Raw genomic sequence first — 18,711 nt, forward strand, 5'->3', positions numbered from 1 at the left:
AGGCCGGGCCGTACCGGGCTTGGCGCAGTGGGCTTTTCGGTAGTCACAGGCACAGTCACCGTTGACGTCCCTTCAGAGTAGTTGTCGGTTTCCCCTCACCAACACTCGCATGTGAGCCAACTCTCAACCTGGTGCAAAATGACTTATAGTGATCCACCGTGAGACTTTATGCACAAGCGCGGCGGATCCCGCAATCCGGCACCTGCGGCCGCCGGAGGCCGCGGCTGCCGGGATCCGGCCCGCGCCGGAGGCACCCATGACGGTTGAGCCAGGGGAGTCCGGACCGCTGAGTTTTGTCACGCTGCAGCAGTTCCTTGACCAGCTGCCGCCGTTATTGAAACTCCTTCACGACGGCGGCAGTGGCGGCCGTCTCCTGCGCTGGGTGGAGCCCAGCGAGCTGGAGGACCCCACTCCCTACCTTCCGGAGGGTGAGTTCCTGCTCACCGCCGGACTTCCCTTCCTTGGCGGGGGCGGCACGCCGGCACGGGTGGATGCGTATGTCCGGCGGCTGGTCCAGGCCAAGGTGGCGGCGCTGGGATTCGGGATCCGGCCCTATTTCGATGCCGTTCCCGACGTGGTGGTGGAGGCCTGCCGCCGGCACAACCTCACGTTGTTCGAGGTGCCGGAATCCCTTCCTTTTGCCGCGATCGGCCTCCAGTTCTCACAACTCCTGGAAACCGACAATGCCCGGGTTTTCCGGCAACTCGCGGAGACCAACCGGCAACTCATGCGTGCCGTCCTCTCCCCCCGGCCTGAGCATGAACTCCTGGCCGCGCTGGTCCAGCGCGTCCCCGTGTGGGCGGTCCTGGTAGGCGCGGACGGCCGGGTCCGGGCCCGGGGCACCAGTGACGGCGGCAGCACCGCCGTCGACCTCTCCCTCCTGGAACCCATGCTCGATCGGTTGCTGTCCGGCCGGGGGCCGAGGGTGGAGATGGACGGCTTTGACCAGCCGGGATCTGCATTGGTGGTGGGCCATCCCCTGCGCAGTACCAAGGACGCCAACCTCGGCGCCCTGATTCTCGGCTCCGACGCTCCGTTGACGCCTGCGCAGAACAATGTGGTCCAGTCCGCCGTCGGACTGCTCGAGCTGCTGGTGCGGCAGCGCACCAGCGGGTCGCTGGCGCCGAGCCAGCTGGCCACCGCCGTCCTCCTGCACCCCGAAAGCCTCGCTGCGGGCAGCACCCGGCACCTCAACGGCCTCAAGGACCTGCTGGCACAGAGCCTTTCCTCCACCCGGTCCGCGCCCATGCGCGTCGTGCAGGGCATCAATGTCGAGGCGCCCCAGTGGCCTGCGGGTGACGGCCCGGTCCGGGAGCTGCTGCAGTGGCGCCGGATGCTTGACACAAAGCTCGTGGAGGTCACCGACTACGGGTTCGCCGCCGTGACCCGGCTCAGGGTGGACGATGCCCTGCTCGCAGATGTGGAGAGGCTGGGGTGGCGCCTGGTGATCGGCGAACCGACCGAGCTCACCGGATTGTCTGCCGCGTACCAGCGCGCCACCTCCCTGCGCAGCCAGGTCCAGCGCAGCGGCCGGAGCGTCCGGGCCGATGAGGTGTCCTGGTCCGTGACCGGGCTGCTGGGCCGTGAGGCCGGCACGTTGCTGGCCGAACGCCTCCTCCAGCCGGTCCTGGCACTGGAACCTGACCGGCGCCACCCACTGCTGGCCGTCCTCCGGGGCTGGCTCAGCGAGAACGGCAGCTGGGATGCCTCCGCCAAACTGCTGGGACTGCACCGGAACAGTGTGCGCCGGCAGATCGGCGTCCTGGGCGAACTGCTGCAGATGGACCTTAACCAGGCACAGGTGCGCGCAGAACTGTGGATCGCGCTGCAATACGCAGACGGCGTGGCCGGGGCGGACTGACCGCAGCCTAGGGCCGGCCATTCCCGGGCAGGCCCCGTTCCTGCGGCCGGTCCGCCTCCCACTCCCGGTATACCCCGGGCCGGCGTTCCCGCAGGTACGGCACCACCTCCCGCGCGGCGCGGACCGCCTCCGCCCCCACCTCGGCAAACAACAGCGCCTGGCCGTCCGCCGCCTCGGCAAGAAGCGCACCGTCAGGTCCCGCCACCACGCTTCCACCGCCGAAGATGTAGGCGTCCTCGCTTCCGCAGTGGTTTGCATAGGCCACGTGGAGCTGGCTTTCCAGCGCCCGGGCGCGGATGAGCACCTGCGGTACCGCCTCGAAGCCCGCAGACAACGCGGTGGGCACCAGGACCAGTTCGGCGCCCCGGGCAGCAGCCTCCAGCGCGGCCTCGGGGAACTCGATGTCATAGCAAATCAGCAGAGAGGTGCGGATGCCGTGGAAATCCACCACGGCCGGAGGTTGCGAGGCCGGGACGAATGCCCTGCGTTCCTCATCGCCGAAGAGGTGCACCTTGGCGTAGGTGAGGATTTCCCTGCCTCCGGCATCCACCAGGGTGGCTGAAATGTGCCATCCAGTGCCACCGGCGGACTCCGTTTCACCACCTGCCGGTGCCGGCAGGCTGTACACGAGCGCGACCCCGGTACTGCGGGCGATCCCGGCCAGCCGTTCGCGGACCGCGGGGATCGCCGCCGGATCAAGGTCGCGGCGCAGCCGCAGCGGAGCGTAGCCCACGGGAAAGAGCTCCGGCGTGAGCAGCAGGTGGGCGCCGGCCTGCGCGGCCTGGCGGGCAGCCTGGTCCACGGTCCGGAGATTGGCCTCGATGTCCAGGACCACGGCGTTGGCCTGCAGGACGGACAGCAGCATCGTTACCACCTTCGTTGTGCCTGTCCACGCGGAGGTGGAGGGGCAGGGGTTGTTTCCGTCTTCCAGCCTAGCCAGCCGCAAGCAGTGGCTGGCGGGTCGTTTGGACCCGCCGCGCTGGACGCCGGGACGGAATGCACGGCGGCGCTCCCCACTTCTTCCACCGCTCCCCGACCCACCCTTGCGTTAACTTCTTGACTACAAGCGGAGCGGTAGGGCAATCTTCTTAGCATGTCCGCAACTACGCGCTCAACGAGGAGCAAACCTAAGAACCCCGGATCGCAGTCCGCCCTGCGGCAGCAGAACCAGCAGCGGATCATTGAGACCCTGATGGGCGGCCCGTCCACCCAGGCGGAGCTGGCCCGGCAGACCGGGCTGTCCACGGCAACTGTTTCCAATATCGTCAGGATCATGCTGGATTCGGGGCTGGCATCCACCGAACCGATTACCAGTTCCGGGCGGCGGGCGTTGAACGTGCGGCTGAACAGCAACGGCGCCGTGGCTGTGGGGATCGATTTCGGCCGACGGCACCTGCGCGTGGTCCTGGCCTCCCTTAGCTACCACGTGATAGCCGAAGAATCGGTCATGCTCCCGCTGGGCCACCAGGCGGACGACGGCATCCAGGCAGCGGTGTCCCTGCTGGAGAAACTGCTGCGCGAAAGCGGCGTGGAGCGCACGTCCGTGGTGGGGGCCGGCGTCGGCATTCCGGGCCCCATAGACCGCCGGACGGGAACGGTGGCGCAGGGCGCAATCCTCCCCGAGTGGGTGGGCATCAACATCCTGCAGCATCTTGAGGAAACCTTGAGAATCCCCGTCTTTGTTGACAATGACGCCAATCTGGGCGCGTGGTCCGAAGTGACCTGGGGGCAGCACTCGGGGGTCAGCAACCTTATGTTCCTGAAGATCGGATCGGGCATCGGCGCCGGCCTGATCCTCAATGGCGCCCCCTACTACGGCAACGTGGGAATCACCGGCGAGATAGGCCACGCCACCATCCACGAACAGGGGCTGGTATGCCGCTGCGGCAACCGCGGCTGCCTGGAAACCATCGCCTCCACCACCACCATGATCGAGCTCCTCAGCCGCGGTGAGGACCGGCCCATGACACCGGCGGACATTGTCCGCAAGGCACTGAACAGGGACTCGGCAACGCTGCGCGTCGTGGATGATGCGGGGCTCGCAGTGGGGCGCGCCCTGGGCAATGTGGCCAACCTGATCAACCCTGAGGTCATCGTGGTGGGAGGCCCGCTGGCAGGCCTGGGAGACATCCTGCTGGACCCCATCCGGCGGGGCCTGGTCCGTCATGCGGTACCGGTCATCGGTGAGACCACCACCCTCGCCATGTCCTCGCTCGGCGACCGTGCGGAGGCCCTTGGCGCCGCCGCCCTGGTGTTCCAGCATGCCGGTATCCGCAAGCCCTAGACCATTTCGTTATCCAGCAATTGCGTTAAAGACTTGACGACAACAGCTGTGATCCAGTTTACTTTTGGTTCAGACGGCCCTGCGCTTTGCCGGCCGGACAAAGAAGTCATTGCATTGGAGGGTTAGGGCTCATGACGTCCCAGACCACGCACGCGGACCCGGTCATCCTTGAGATGCGGTCCATCACCAAGGAATTCCCCGGCGTTAAAGCCTTGTCGAATGTTAGCCTCCGGGTGAAGGCAGGCGAGATCCACGCCATCTGCGGCGAAAACGGGGCCGGCAAGTCCACGCTCATGAAGGTCCTGTCCGGCGTGTACCCGTATGGCAGCTACGACGGCGATATCGTCTACCAGGGGCAGGTCCAGCAGTTCCGGGACATCCGGGCCAGCGAGCACGCCGGCATCGTGATCATCCACCAGGAACTGGCGCTGATCCCCGAACTGTCCATCATGGAGAACATCTTCCTGGGCAACGAGCCCACCAAGCGCGGCATCATCGACTGGGCCGAGGCCCGCCTCCGGTCCCTGGACCTCCTGGCCCGCGTCGGCCTGCGCGACGATCCCGACACCCCCATCAAGGAAATCGGCGTCGGCAAGCAGCAGCTGGTGGAAATCGCCAAGGCACTGAACAAGTCCGTGAAGATCCTCATCCTGGACGAGCCCACCGCGGCGCTGAACGAATCGGACTCACAGCACCTGCTGGACCTGATGCTGGGCCTGAAGGCCAAGGGCATCACCTCGATCATCATTTCGCACAAGCTCAACGAGATTGAGCAGGTGGCCGATTCGATCACCATCATCCGCGACGGCAAGTCAATCGAGACGCTGGACGTCAAGAAGGACGGCGTGGACGAGGACCGCATCATCAAGGGCATGGTGGGCCGGACGCTGGAATCCCGGTTCCCGGACCACACCCCCAAGATCGGCGAGGTGTTCTTCGAGGTCAAGGACTGGACCGTTGGCCACCCGGCCATCCAGGACCGCCTGGTCTGCAAGGGCTCGAACTTCTTCGTCCGCCGTGGCGAAATCGTCGGGTTCGCCGGGCTCATGGGTGCCGGACGCACGGAACTGGCCCGCTCGGTCTTCGGCCGGTCCTACGGCCGCTTCATCGACGGCCACATCTACAAGGACGGCAAGGAAGTGGTCCTCAAGAGCGTCAGGCATGCCATTGACGCCGGCCTGGGCTACGTCACCGAGGACCGCAAATCACTGGGCCTGAACCTCCTTGACGACATCAAGACCACCACCGTGGCGGCAAACCTTCGTAAGATCAGCCACAACTTCGTGGTGGACGCCAACCAGGAATTCACGGTTGCGGAGCAGTACCGCAAGTCGCTGCGCACCAAGACGCCCTCCGTCGAGGAAGGCGTCGCCAAGCTCTCCGGCGGCAACCAGCAGAAGGTGGTCCTGGCCAAGTGGATGTTCACGGACCCGGACCTGCTGATCCTGGATGAGCCCACCCGCGGCATCGATGTCGGCGCCAAGTATGAGATCTACGGGATCATCCAGCAGCTGGCCAACCAGGGCAAGGGCGTCATCGTTATCTCCTCGGAGCTACCCGAGCTCCTGGGCCTGTCCGACCGCATCTACACCATCTTCGAAGGCGCCATCACCGGTGTCCTGAACAAAGACGAGGCCAGCCAGGAAAGCCTGATGAAACTGATGACCTCCGCTACCCGAAAAGCCGCCTGACCTTCTGGCAAACCCCAGAACCTTCCGGACACAAGGACTGACACCATGAACGCCCTCAAAAAGCTGTTTGGCGGCAACACCCGCCAATTCGGCATGATCTTCGCCTTGGTTGCGCTGATCATTTTCTTCCAAATCTTCACCGACGGCCGCACCCTCACTCCGGGCAACGTCATCAACCTCTTCAACGGCAACTCCTACATCCTGATCCTGGCCATCGGCATGGTCCTGGTGATCATCGCCGGCCACATCGACCTCTCCGTCGGTTCGGTCGCGGCGTTTGTCGGGGTCAGCGTCGCCCTGGCCATCCGCGACTGGGGAATCCCCTGGTATGCGGGCGTACTCCTGGGCCTGCTGCTCGGAGCCCTGATCGGAGCCTGGCAAGGCCTGTGGACCGCGTACGTCGGCATCCCAGCCTTCATCGTCACCTTGGCCGGCATGCTCCTGTTCCGCGGCTTCAACCAGTTCGTGGGCAAGTCCAACACCATTCCCGTCCCGGAAGACTTCCAGTACCTCGGCTCCGGGTACCTTCCTGAGGTAGGACCGGACACCGGGTTCAACAACCTGACACTCCTGATGGGCATCGCCGTTGCTGTTTTCGTCGTCGTGGGCGAACTCCGCGCCAGGGCACGCGCCAAGGCGCTCGGCGCAGGCGTCCCCGAAATGTGGGTGACCGTGGTGAAACTGGTGCTGATCTGCGCCGCCATCCTTTACGCCACGTACCTGTTCGCAACTGGCCGACCCGGGACCTCGTTCCCCATCCCCGGCCTGATCCTGGCCGTGCTGGTCCTGATCTACGGCTTCATCTCCTCGCGCACGGTCGTTGGCCGCCACGTCTACGCTGTCGGTGGCAACCGCCACGCAGCAGAGCTTTCCGGTGTCCAGTCCAAGAAGGTCAACTTCCTGGTCATGATGAACATGTCCATCCTGGCCGGCCTGGCCGGCATGATCTTCGTGGGCCGCTCCACCGCGTCCGGCCCCTTTGACGGCGTGGGTTGGGAGCTGGACGCCATCGCTGCAGTCTTCATCGGCGGCGCGGCAGTGACCGGCGGCGTGGGTACCGTGGTCGGCTCCATCATTGGTGGCCTGGTCATGGCAGTGCTCAACAACGGCCTGCAGCTCCTGGGCGTCGGCGCCGACCTCACCCAGATCATCAAGGGGCTGGTCCTCCTGATCGCTGTCGCCTTCGACGTCTACAACAAGTCGCAGGGCAAGCGGTCCATTATCGGCATGTTGACCCGGAACATGAACCGCAACACCGCCGGCCCCAGCGGCCCCATCCAGCCTGACGAAACCACCTCCACCAAGGAAGCGATCGCCAGGGAAGCCTGAAGTTTGCAGCCTGAATACTGTTCCATCACACAAAGAAAGAGAACCAACAATGCGAATGTTTGGTAAAGCAGGGAAGGCCGCAGCGGTTGCTGCCATCGCAGCACTGGCGCTGACGGGCTGTGGACGCTCGGAACCCTCCGGTGGTTCCAGCAGCGGTGCCGCGGGATTCGACCAGAACTCCTCCATCGGCGTCGCGCTTCCGCAGAAGACCAGTGAGAACTGGGTCCTGGCCGAGAAGCTGTTCAACGACGGCCTGAACGGCGCAGGGTTCAAGGCTGACGTCCAGTTCGCCAACGGCGGCGTTTCGGAGCAGCAGAACCAGATCAGCGCCATGGTTACCAAGGGCGCCAAGGTCATCATCGTAGGCGCCATCGACGGTTCCCAGCTGGGTACCCAGCTCAAGCAGGCCAAAGACGCAGGCGCCACCATCATCGCCTACGACCGCCTCCTGCTGAACACCGCCAACGTGGACTACTACGTGGCCTACGACAACTTCAAGGTCGGCGTTCTCCAGGGCCAGGCCCTGCTGGACGGACTCAAGGCCAAGAAGCCGGCTGGTCCGTACAACATCGAACTGTTCGCCGGTTCCCCCGATGACGCCAACGCCAAGGTGTTCTTCAACGGTGCCATGAGCGTCCTGAAGCCCAAGATCGACGACGGCACCCTGAAGGTCGTCTCCGGGCAGAACAGCTTCGAGCAGGCCGTGACCCAGGGCTGGAAGGCTGAAAACGCCCAGCGCCGCATGGACACGCTGCTCAGCGGCAGCTACACCACCGCCAACGTGGACGGCGTCCTCTCCCCGAACGACACCCTGGCCCGCGCGATCCTGACCTCGGTCAAGGCTGCCGGCAAGCCGATCCCGGTTGTCACCGGCCAGGACTCCGAGGTTGAGTCGGTCAAGTCGATCATGGCAGGCGAGCAGTACTCCACCATCAACAAGGACACCCGCAAGCTGGTTGAGCACGCCATCACCATGGTCAAGGACCTGCAGGCCGGCAAGAAGCCCGAGGTCAACGACGACAAGTCCTACAACAACGGCAACAAGGTGGTTCCCGCCTACCTGCTGGAGCCGGTCATCGTGACCTCCGCCAACGTCAAGACCGCCTACACGGACGATCCCGTACTCGGCCCGATCACCAAGTAATACCGACAGGCAAAGCCGGCTCCCGCCGGCGAACGGAAAGCCCGGTCCTTCAAAAGGACCGGGCTTTCCTGCGTCCTGCCCCAGCAGCAACACCCTTCACAGGCCAGGCACAGGTGTGGCCGGATTCCCGCACAGGATGCCCGGCGAGGGTTGATGCGAAGCCGGCCCCACGCGCCGGCACCTGAGTCCTAGGAGTAACGTGAGCGTCCTTGCCCGAAGCGTAGGCAATGCCTTCAGAAACAAGGTCCGCACCGCAGCAGTCGTAGCGGTGCTGGCCGTCGCCATTGGCCTGGCCCTGGCCATGCTGGTGGCGAACCAGGCGGTCGGAGCGAAGGTGCAGGAGCTCAACGCCTCCGTCGGCACCGTCCTGACCGTCAACCCCGCCGGCGGGCAAGGCTTCGAAGGCGGCGGTGAACCCCTCACAGCCGACCAGGCAGCCACCGCCGCCGGCGTGCCGAACGTCAGCGCCGTCGTCGGGACCTCCTCCCTCAGGCTGAGGAACGCGGACGCAGCCGCGGCACAGGCGGCCGCAGGCGGGACCGGCCAGGCCGGGCCGGGTGGCCAGACCGGACAGGGCGGCCCCGGTGGCCAGGCTGCGGCCACCCTGACCACCAGCCTCACCGCTGCGGTGGATGCCGGCACCCTGGGCAACCGCAACCAGCAGGCCAATGGAACCACCGGGTCCACCGGCACCACCCAGCAGCCCGTCCGCTCCCTGCCGATCACCGCCACGGGCATCGGCGCCGAGGTGGACACCACCGGCAAAGCCCTGAACATTACCCAGGGCACCGGACTGGGCGACTACTCGGCAGCCTCCACCGGGGCTCTGCTGGGAACCACCCTGGCGGAGAAGAACGGCCTCTCCGTCGGCTCCAGCTTCACCATCAATGACCAGGCCTACACGGTGACCGGACTGTTCGACGCCGGAACGGCCTTTGGCAACAACGCTGTTTACGTCACACTCCCCACGGCCCAAACACTCGCGGGGACGCCCGGTGAGCTGTCCAGCATGATCGTCACGGTCAATTCAATGGATAACGTCGCCACCGCCAAGGCTGCCCTGCAGGCCGCGCTCGGCACCGGCAAGGCGGACGTTACCCAGGGACAGAACCTGCAGACCGCAGTCAGCTCCCTTGACAGCGTCAAGAACATCTCCTTCATCGCCTTTGTCGCCGCGCTGGGCACCGCCGGGCTGATCATCCTGCTCATCATGGTGATGCTGGTCCGCGAGCGCCGCCGCGAAATCGGTGTCCTGAAGGCCATTGGCGCACCCAACCGCACCATCGGCCTGCAGTTCGTCCTCGAAGCGCTGGTCCTCGCGGCCCTGGGCAGCGCAGTGGGGGCAGCGATCGCATCCTTCGCCAGCGGCGGCATCGCCTCGGCCCTGATCAGCAGTAACTCCACGGCCACCGCCGGCCGCAACTTCCCGGCCGCCGCGGGTGGGGTAAGCGTCCGCGGCACCCAGGGCGGACCCTTCGGCGGCGCCTCCCAGCTGCTGAACTCGGTCACCGCGAGCGCGTCCCCGGAGGTGATCGCCGGCGGAATCGCTGCCGTATTCGGCGTCGCCATCATCGGCGCCCTGATCCCCGCGCTGCTTACCGCGCGCATCCGTCCCATCGAAGTCCTGCGAGGAGAATAGCCATGATTGAAGTCAAGAACCTGGTCCGCACCTTCAACTCCGGTGACCGCACCATCAAGCCGGTCAACGATGTCAGCTTCGTCCTGGAACAGGGCACCCTCGCCTCGATCGTGGGCAAGAGCGGAAGCGGCAAAAGCACCCTGCTGTCCCTCCTTGGTGCGCTGGACAAGCCCACCAGCGGGGACGTCGTCGTCAACGGCGTTAGCCTGGCCAATCTGCCGGACAGCAAGCTGACGGAATACCGGCGCCGGGACAGCGGGTTCGTATTCCAGCAGTTCAACCTGATCCCCAACCTGTCCGCCGTAGACAATGTCATGCTGCCCATGGAATTCGCCGGAAAACGGAAGTCCGACAGGCTGGAGCGGGCCAAAGGACTGCTGGAACAGGTGCAGCTTGATCCGTCCAAGCACGACCGGCGGATCAACAGGCTCTCCGGCGGCGAGCAGCAGCGCGTGGCCATTGCCCGCGCCTTGGCCAACGAGCCGAAGCTGATCCTGGCGGACGAGCCCACCGGCAACCTGGATGAGCAGACGGGTGACCACATCATCGAACTCCTCAGCTCGCTGAGCCGCGATCACAACACCACCATCCTGGTGGTCACCCACGACAGGGTCCTGGCAAACAAGACCGACCGCCGGTTCCGGCTGCAGCAGGGCAAGCTGACGGAAGAGCCGGTCCGGGGACGGACCGCCGTCGCCGCCAGCGCCTGACCCACGGAAGAGGGCCAAGGGCAGGGGCTTGCGCTCCAGCCCTTGGCCCCCTTTTCTTTGAACTACCACCCGCCGCAGGTTCTCCACTCCTGCGGTGCCGCTGTGACAGGATGGCTGCTATGAGCGCTCCCATCGCCACACCATGGCTTTCCACGCAGCCTGACCGGGATCCCCGGACCGCCACCGGGACTCCCCTGCGCTGGGGAATCATCGCAACGGGCAGCATCGCCCGCGCCGTCTCCCAGGATCTGGCACTGCTTGAAGATGCCGAGCTCTATGCGGTCAGTTCAAGGGCGCAGGACACCGCGGATGCTTTTGCTGTGGCGTACGACTTCGCAAAGGCCTACGGGGACGACGGCGGGGTGCCCGGCTACCAGCGGCTGCTCGCCGATGACGCGGTGGACGTTGTCTACGTCGCCACGCCGCATGCGCAGCACCACGGGATGGTCCTGGCCGCACTGAACGCGGGCAAGCACGTCCTGTGCGAGAAGACCTTCACGATCAACGCCCGGGAAGCGGCCGAGCTCATCGAGGTTGCGCGCAGCCGGAAGCTTTTCCTGATGGAGGCGGTCTGGAGCCGGTTCCTGCCGTCGATGCAGCGCGCTTTCGAGATTGCGGCGTCCGGCGAGCTGGGCGATATCCACTGGGTCACCGCAGATCTGGGATTCCCGGCACCCTACTCCCCCACGGCCAGGTTGTGGGCGCGGAAGGACGGCGGGGGTGCACTGCTGGATCTGTCCGTCTACCCGCTGCTCTGGGCGCTGGGCACGCTTGGCTTCCCGCAGACCGTCAGCGCCACGGGCTTCGTCAACGACGACGGCGTCGATGCACAGAACGCCCTGAGCCTTGGCTACGGCCACGCCGCCCAGGTCCAGCTCACCTCCTCCCTGCTGGCCCACGGACCCCGCACTGCCACGGTGGCCGGCAGCCTCGGCTTCCTGCAGAGCGTGGGTTCCATCAACAATCCCCGCGAACTGGTCATCGCCAAGGGGTGGGAGGACCGCCGCACGGAAAGCTTCGACGTCGTGGGAAAGGGCTACGCCTACGAGCTCCGCGAGGTGATGAGGTGCGTCCAGCAGGGGCTGAGCGAAAGCCCGGTCATGCCCCTCGAAGACACCTTGAACACCATGCGCCTCTTCGACGGTGTTCGCGCGCAACTCGGAGTGACCTATCCCAACGACAGCCGTTAGCAGGATCAGCTTCATACGACGGCGGCGGGCAGCTTTTGCGCGATGATCAGGTCCCGTGACTGCCCGCTTCTTCCAGTGACAGTTCCTGCGTCCGCTGCGGGCATTTGTAAATTCCCCTGAATGAATGCTGGACTTCGGGAGATAAGCAGTCTTAGCATTTAGGCAGCATCGATTGCGCCGGTCACTGGGGGGTGGTACGCATGGCTCGTAGCAGTTCGCCATGGCGTGCCCTGCGACCGGTACTTCTTTCCGGTGCGGCAGCCGCCACATGGTTGACCCTTTCCTCAACACCTGCAACCGCCGACACAGGTCCTGATTCCTCCTCCCCGCTCGGCGCACCCACCAGTTCGGTGTCCTCCGTGGGCCAAGATCTTGCGGCCAGGGTTTCACCGATTCCTGCCGGCTCAGCGGACGGCCCGGCCGCGTCCCCTGGGCTGCTGCAGCCTGTCATAACGCCTGTTTCCGGCCTGACGGACAACCTGATTGCCGCCGTTCCCGTGGTAGACCAGGTGGTTCCGGCCGGAACTGTTTCCGGGGTTTCCGCTCCCCTTGTTGAGGTGGCCGACACCTTGGCAGCGGGTGTGGCCCGGGAACTTACAGCCCCTGCAGCCGAGGCTCTTCCGGTCCTTGAGCCGGTGCTCCAACCGGTTTCAGATCTTCTGAACGGCGCTGTTTCGTTGCCCGCCCCGCCCTTGGATGACGTTAAGGTGGACGTTCCTGGCGTACTGGCCCCTGCTCCCGCGGGGGACCTGCCCTCAGCCGTGGAAGAAGCTCCGGATGCCACGGATACGGCCACAGAATCCGGCCAGGCGGTTGAGGCGCCGTCCACGGCCTCGGACGCAGGCATCCCGGCCAACATGGCATTCCCGCAGGCTGGGGTGTTCGAGACCCTCGGCTCCATAGCGGAGCAGCCGCTGGCCGTCGACCCGTTGCCCGTTCCTGCCCAGGCTCCCGCAGCCCCGGCGCCCGGCACAGGCAGCAGCGGTTCATCAGGCGGCACGTCAGCAGCCGCCGCATGGCTCAACCCCATCTACTTCGACTTTGAAGGGGCTGGCGCTGTCCGCGCCGACCGGTCCCCTGGGCACGTCCCCTCGCCGGTGTCATTCGACCCCGGCTCTTCTCCTGACTAGTTGATGCCCCCTGCCCTCCCACGGGCAGCACGCGGCTCTACGGGCGGCTGTCCAGCCCCCGGACACTCAACTATTCCAGGAGTAAACACCATGAACTGCAGACTTCGCAGGGGGCTGCTGAGCACCCTCTTTGCCGGCGGCCTCCTGGCCTTCGGCTGCGCCACGGCCAATGCGGCGGACGCCACCAGCGGGACGGACCTCTCTGCCTCCGCCCTCATCTCGGCGGCGGCACCCGCTGACTCGACGTCGTTGGGCCTGCTGGGTGACCCAACGCCGGCCGGATCAACAGGTGTCGCCGCCGCAGTGGATGTCAACCTGGGGCTGGGGACTGTGGCCGCCACTGATCCCGCTACCACCGGCGCCACCGACCTGGCAGCCGCAGCGGACGTCAACCTGGGGCTGGGGGCTGTGGCTGCCACAGATCCCGCAACCAACGGCACCACCGACCTAACCGCCGCAGCCGACGTCAATCTCGGACTCGGCAACGTCGCAACCACCGACCCCGCAACCAACGGCACCACCGACCTGACCGCCGCAGCCGACGTCAATCTCGGACTCGGCAACGTCACAACCACCGACCCCGCAACCAACGGCACCACCGACCTGACCGCCGCAGCGGACCTCAGTCTCGGGCTTGGCGGCACCAACAACCCCGCCACCGGCACCGGAACCACGGCGGACCTCGCCGCCGACGCCAACGTGGACCTTGGTGCAGGTGTAGGCGCCGGAACCGCAGGCAACGGCGGCCCCGATGCTGTCGCCGATCTCAGCATTGACCTGGGGATCGGGCTCAGCGGTGACAACACCACGGGCACTCCGGGGACCTCGGATCCGGGTACCACCGCCCCGGGTGACGGCACCACCGGTGACACTGGCACCCCTGACCCCGGCGCGGACAACAGCACCGGCAACGGCACCCCGAGCGATGACCCCACCGACGGATCCGGGACCACAGGCGTCGACGGCTTCACGGCAGCACCGGCCGGTTCCAGCGCAGTCAGCGGGGCAATCGCCCCTGTGACGGCGCCACGGGCTGCCACCACCAATGGCAACCCGGCGGCCGGTACCGCTACAGGGGCCCACGCGGCCCTCGCCAACACGGGCTGGGACGGATCGCTGGTTCCCCTGGCCCTGCTGCTCCTGGCCGCCGGGATCCTGGTGCTCCGCAGGCGCAAGGTTTCGTAGCGGTTAACCACAGAAAGATACGTGCCCGCACCTGTGCGCCTGAAGCGGCGGCACGCAGCGGGCTGGCGGAAGGAGGTCAGCAAGCCCGAAACGCATTACCTGCATAAAACATGTCATCAGCACACATGTCCTTGTAGCCGATGGTCCGGCGGCGAATGTGTTCGAGAATCGCCGCCGGGCCGTCGGCGTGCCCGACGGCGAAAGCCTAGGTCAATCGCCGGTTCCGCCCCACCGCCCGTATAATTTGAGGTACGACAGTGCCGCAGCGCACCGGGAGGAACGGTCATGGTGGCGGAATCGCCTAGCTCCATCAAGAATGAAGTGGTCGGCGGTCGCTACCGTTTGGGTGAGGTCGTAGGCCGTGGCGGAATGTCGTCGGTGTACTGTGCGCGGGACGAAAACCTGGGCCGCGATGTGGCTTTGAAGCTCTTCGCCCCGCAGGCCCCGGACGCGGACGAGCTCAAGCGGCAGGAAGCCGAAATCCAGCTCCTGGCAACGCTCAACCACCCGGGCTTGGTGACACTTTTCGATGCGGGCATCGATGACCGTATTCCGGATGAGCCCCGGCCGTTCCTGACCATGGAACTGGTGGAGGGCCAGGACCTTCGCAGCCGCATCCGCCACAGCACGGTTCCGTTGGAGGAACTGGCCGTCATCGGCGCCGGCATCGCCGATGCCCTGGCCTACGTGCACGGGCTGGGCATCATCCACCGCGACATCAAACCGGGCAACATCCTCCTGGTCCAGATCCGGCCCGGTGAGCCGATTCGGCCCAAGCTCACGGATTTCGGCATCGCGAGGATTGTGGATTCCACCCGGCTTACGGCTACGGGAACCATGGTGGGCACCGCCGCCTACCTCAGCCCGGAGCAGGCCCTGGGCAAACCCTTGTCGTCGGCCACGGACATTTACTCTTTGGGACTGGTGCTGCTCGAATGCATCAAAGGCACCGTGGAATACCCCGGCAGTGCCGTGGAGTCGGCGGTTGCCCGGCTCCACCGGGCCCCGGAAATTCCCGACGACGTCCCCTCCGAATGGGCCGGCCTGATCCGTTCCATGACGGCTATCGAGCCGCTGGAACGGCCAGCCGCCGCTGACATTGAAACGGTGCTGCGCCAGGCGCTGGTCTCCCCCGCGTCGACGCCGGGAGAGCTGGCGCCGGAAACGACCCGTGTACTGCCGGCCATGCCCTTCCACCCTCCCTCCATTACCGCAGAAGAATCGGTGGAAGACGTGCGGGAGGCCGCGGCGGCACCCAGGACTACAGACCCTGCCCCCGGAACAGAGGCTGGCACGTCCGCTGCAAAGCCGCGCCTCACCCGGAGCCGGCGTATCTGGCTGGCCGTGGTGGTGGGTGTCCTGGTGGTTGCCGCAGCCGCCGCTGCGGTGCTGATGAGCATCTCCGCCCGCCCGGCCGACGTCGTCCCTTATCCCACCGTGACCGGCGTCCTGGGTGACCATCTGCAGGAACTCCAGAAGAGCGTGGCGCCGTGATCCTGAGGCAGGCCCCGGCGGGCCGGCTGCTGCTGGCCTGCGCCGCGGCTGCGCTGGCGGCGGCCCTGCTCAGTGCCTGCGCCGCGCCCGGGGCCGGGCTGCAGCGCGAGGCCGCAACCCAGCTCCAGGCACGGGTACTTGAAGTAACCCAGGCGTCGTCCCAAAACGATCCCGCAGCCGCGCTGAAGGCACTCGAGGGCCTGGAGGCGGACCTTTCCGCGGCCCAGGCCAAGGGCCAGGTTTCCGAGGAGAGGCGCCGCAGCATCACCACCGTGGCGACGGCTGTCCGGGCAGACCTCAACGAAGCCATCAGCGCGCAGGCAGCGGCCGCAAAGGCTGCCGAAGACGCCCGGATCGCCGCCAGCCAGGCAGCACAGGCTTCTTCACCCGCGCCTGGCCCCGCCTCGCAGCCAGCCCCCGCGCCGGCACCGGCGCAAGGAAACTCGTCGGGCAACGGCAAGGATGCAGGGCAGAACAACAGCGACAAGGGCAAGGGCAAGAACTAGGTCCGCCTCCAGCAGGCAGCAAAGCAAAAAGAAGCGGTGCTCCGGTGAAAAACCGGAGCACCGCTTCTTTGTGCCGGAACGGCAGGTGCTAGGCCAGGCTGGCGATGACCTTGTTCAGCGTGGCGGAAGGACGCATCACGGACGAAGCCTTGGCATCATCCGGGCGGTAGTAGCCTCCGATGTCCACGGGTGAGCCCTGGACCTCGGCCAGCTCACCGACGATGGTTTCCTCCTTGGAGGAAAGCTCGTTGGCGACCGTGCTGAACGCGGCGGCCAGGTCGGCGTCGTCCGTCTGCTTGGCCAGTTCCTCTGCCCAGTAGCGGGCCAGGAAGTAGTGGCTGCCACGGTTGTCCAGTTCGCCGGCGCGGCGGCTCGGGGACTTGTTCTCCAGCAGGAACGTGCCGGTGGCGCGGTCCAGGGTGTCGGCCAGGACCTGGGCGCGTGCGTTGCCGGTGGTGGTGGCCAGGTGCTCGAAGCTCACGGCCAGGGCCAGGAACTCACCCAGGCTGTCCCAGCGCAGGTGATTTTCCTTCAGCAGCTGCTGGACGTGCTTGGGGGCGGATCCGCCGGCGCCGGTCTCGAACAGTCCGCCTCCGTTCATCAGCGGAACAACCGAGAGCATCTTGGCGCTGGTGCCCAGTTCCAGGATGGGGAACAGGTCCGTGAGGTAGTCGCGGAGCACGTTGCCCGTGACGGAGATGGTGTCCTCGCCCTTGCGGATGCGCTCGAGGGTGAAGGCGGTGGCCTTGACCGGCGACATGATCTGCAGGTCCAGGCCCTCGGTGTCGTGGTCCTTCAGGTACTCGTTGACCTTGGCGATGAGGTTGGCGTCGTGTGCACGCTCCTCGTCCAGCCAGAACACGGCGGGGGTCTGCGAGGCGCGGGCGCGGGTGACGGCCAGCTTGACCCAGTCGCGGATGGGTGCGTCCTTGGTCTGGCAGGCACGCCAGATGTCATTGACGGAAACTTCGTGTTCCAGCAGGACGTTGCCGTTGCCGTCAACGATCTGCACCTTGCCGGCTTCCTGGATTTCGAACGTCTTGTCGTGGCTGCCGTATTCCTCAGCGGCCTGCGCCATGAGGCCCACGTTCGGGACGGTGCCCATGGTGGTGGGGTCGTAGGCGCCGTTGGCGCGGCAGTCGTCGATGACCACCTGGTAGATGCCGGCGTAGGAGCTGTCCGGCAGGACGGCGAGGGTGTCGGCTTCCTTGCCGTCCGGGCCCCACATGTGGCCGGAGGTGCGGATCATGGCCGGCATGGAGGCGTCCACAATGATGTCGGAGGGCACGTTCAGGCTGGTGATGCCCTTGTCGGAGTCCACCATGGCCAGCGCGGGTCCGTCTTCCAGGCCCTTCTTGATCAGGCTCTGCACGCCCTCGCGGACATCCGCCGGCAGGTCCTCGAGGCTGCTCAGGATGGCTGCGAGACCGTTGTTGGGGCTGATGCCGGCGGCGGAAAGCTGCTTGCCGTAGGTCTCAAACAGCTCGGAGAAGTATGCCTTCACCACGTGGCCGAAGATGATGGGGTCCGAGACCTTCATCATGGTGGCCTTCAGGTGGGCGGAGAACAGCACGCCCTCTTCCTTGGCGCGGGCAACCTGGGCCTTGAGGAACTCGTCCAGTGCGGCGGCGCGCATCACGGTTCCGTCGATTACTTCACCGGCCAGGACGGGGAACGCCTTCTTCAGGACCTTGACCGAGCCGTCCTCGCGGACCAGCTGGATGGCGATGTTGCCGTCGGCCTCGATGACCACGGACTTCTCGTTGGAGCGGAAGTCGTCCTGGCCCATGGTGGCCACGTTGGTCTTGGAGTCCGCGCTCCAGGCGCCCATGGAGTGCGGGTTCTGGCGGGCGTAGTTCTTGACGGACAGCGGAGCGCGGCGGTCCGAGTTGCCTTCGCGCAGGACCGGATTCACGGCGGAGCCCTTGATCTTGTCGTAGCGCGAGCGGATGGCGGTTTCCTCGTCCGAGGAGGGATTGTCCGGGTAATCCGGCAGCGCGTAGCCCTGGCCCTGCAGCTCTGCAATGGCGGCCTTCAGCTGCGGGATGGACGCGCTGATGTTGGGCAGTTTGATGATGTTGGCTTCCGGCGTCTTCGCCAGCTCACCGAGTTCAGCAAGGGCGTCACCGATCTGCTGCTCGGGGTCAGGTAGTCGCCGAAGACGGCGATGATGCGGCCGGCGAGCGAAATGTCGCGGGTCTCCACCTCCACACCTGCTGTCGAAGCGAACGCCTCGATGATGGGCAGGAACGAATAGGTAGCCAGCATCGGCGCTTCGTCGGTGTGGGTGTAGATAATCTTGGACATGCGCGGGCGTCTCCCTGTGGGTCGGCTTGGTTGTGAAAAATTCGGTCTATTTCACCATGTACAACTTACCTGAGGACCCGGCTTTGAACCGTACCCGGGTCCCAGCGTTACCCCGGCGGTGAGCAGGATTACAGCGATGGAGAACGGCCGACGACGGCGCTGGGCCCGGGTGCCGGGTGCCGCGGCCAACGTTCTGCATACGGTGCGGGTGGGGCGGGGAAAAGGGTGACTGGCAGCTATT

13 protein-coding genes and 1 pseudogene are annotated in these 18,711 nt (G+C 66.0%); 12 read left to right on the top strand and 2 right to left on the bottom strand.

Features of this window, described 5'->3' with window-relative positions; translation table 11 throughout:
- Nucleotides 1–256: 256 nt before the first annotated feature.
- Complete coding sequence (locus tag NIBR502771_RS19905; protein ID WP_141161229.1) at nt 257–1,861, top strand: PucR family transcriptional regulator; 1,605 nt, start codon at nt 257–259, stop codon at nt 1,859–1,861.
- 7 nt (nt 1,862–1,868) lie between these two features.
- Here the strand turns inward: NIBR502771_RS19905 and NIBR502771_RS19910 are convergent, their stop codons facing one another.
- Nucleotides 1,869–2,726: a nitrilase-related carbon-nitrogen hydrolase gene (locus tag NIBR502771_RS19910; RefSeq protein WP_141161230.1), complete on the bottom strand. Its 858-nt coding sequence runs from the start codon at nt 2,724–2,726 to the stop codon at nt 1,869–1,871.
- Nucleotides 2,727–2,954: 228 nt separating this feature from the next.
- Between NIBR502771_RS19910 and NIBR502771_RS19915 the strand changes: the two genes are divergently transcribed.
- The 11 genes from NIBR502771_RS19915 (at nt 2,955) to NIBR502771_RS19965 (ending at nt 16,163) form a co-directional block, all read left to right on the top strand.
- Nucleotides 2,955–4,145, top strand: a complete 1,191-nt coding sequence (locus NIBR502771_RS19915) for an ROK family transcriptional regulator (protein WP_141161231.1) — start codon at nt 2,955–2,957, stop codon at nt 4,143–4,145.
- 131 nt (nt 4,146–4,276) lie between these two features.
- The gene (gene mmsA / locus NIBR502771_RS19920; protein ID WP_141161232.1) at nt 4,277–5,836 is read left to right on the top strand and encodes a multiple monosaccharide ABC transporter ATP-binding protein; all 1,560 of its coding nucleotides are present in this window, start codon (nt 4,277–4,279) and stop codon (nt 5,834–5,836) included.
- Nucleotides 5,837–5,881: 45 nt separating this feature from the next.
- Nucleotides 5,882–7,165 carry a multiple monosaccharide ABC transporter permease gene (gene mmsB, locus NIBR502771_RS19925; RefSeq protein WP_018761952.1) on the top strand — a complete coding sequence of 428 codons (1,284 nt, stop codon included), beginning with the start codon at nt 5,882–5,884 and terminating at the stop codon, nt 7,163–7,165.
- Between the two features lie 49 nt (nt 7,166–7,214).
- Nucleotides 7,215–8,309: a sugar-binding protein gene (locus NIBR502771_RS19930; protein ID WP_141161233.1), complete on the top strand. Its 1,095-nt coding sequence runs from the start codon at nt 7,215–7,217 to the stop codon at nt 8,307–8,309.
- Nucleotides 8,310–8,508: 199 nt separating this feature from the next.
- Nucleotides 8,509–9,948: an ABC transporter permease gene (locus NIBR502771_RS19935; protein ID WP_141161234.1), complete on the top strand. Its 1,440-nt coding sequence runs from the start codon at nt 8,509–8,511 to the stop codon at nt 9,946–9,948.
- 2 nt (nt 9,949–9,950) lie between these two features.
- The gene (locus NIBR502771_RS19940; protein WP_141161235.1) at nt 9,951–10,658 is read left to right on the top strand and encodes an ABC transporter ATP-binding protein; all 708 of its coding nucleotides are present in this window, start codon (nt 9,951–9,953) and stop codon (nt 10,656–10,658) included.
- A gap of 119 nt (nt 10,659–10,777) precedes the next feature.
- A complete protein-coding gene (locus NIBR502771_RS19945; RefSeq protein WP_141161236.1) occupies nt 10,778–11,848 on the top strand; it encodes a Gfo/Idh/MocA family protein in 1,071 nt (356 codons plus the stop codon).
- A 359-nt stretch (nt 11,849–12,207) separates the two neighbouring features.
- A complete protein-coding gene (locus NIBR502771_RS19950) occupies nt 12,208–12,978 on the top strand; it encodes a hypothetical protein (RefSeq protein ID WP_246839745.1) in 771 nt (256 codons plus the stop codon).
- A gap of 90 nt (nt 12,979–13,068) precedes the next feature.
- Nucleotides 13,069–14,163 carry a hypothetical protein gene (locus tag NIBR502771_RS19955; RefSeq protein WP_141161238.1) on the top strand — a complete coding sequence of 365 codons (1,095 nt, stop codon included), beginning with the start codon at nt 13,069–13,071 and terminating at the stop codon, nt 14,161–14,163.
- 285 nt (nt 14,164–14,448) lie between these two features.
- Nucleotides 14,449–15,657 (top strand): serine/threonine-protein kinase, encoded by a 1,209-nt coding sequence (locus NIBR502771_RS19960; protein ID WP_141161239.1) that lies wholly within the window; start codon nt 14,449–14,451, stop codon nt 15,655–15,657.
- Nucleotides 15,654–16,163 carry a hypothetical protein gene (locus tag NIBR502771_RS19965; protein WP_141161240.1) on the top strand — a complete coding sequence of 170 codons (510 nt, stop codon included), beginning with the start codon at nt 15,654–15,656 and terminating at the stop codon, nt 16,161–16,163. The genes NIBR502771_RS19960 and NIBR502771_RS19965 overlap by 4 nt, the downstream gene beginning before the upstream one ends.
- 88 nt (nt 16,164–16,251) lie before the next feature.
- Here the strand turns inward: NIBR502771_RS19965 and NIBR502771_RS19970 are convergent.
- Nucleotides 16,252–18,470 (bottom strand): annotated as a pseudogene (locus NIBR502771_RS19970) (NADP-dependent isocitrate dehydrogenase).
- Between the last annotated feature and the right edge of the window lie 241 nt (nt 18,471–18,711).

This window comes from Pseudarthrobacter sp. NIBRBAC000502771, from assembly GCF_006517215.1.
Taxonomy (GTDB): Bacteria; Actinomycetota; Actinomycetes; order Actinomycetales; family Micrococcaceae; genus Arthrobacter; species Arthrobacter niigatensis.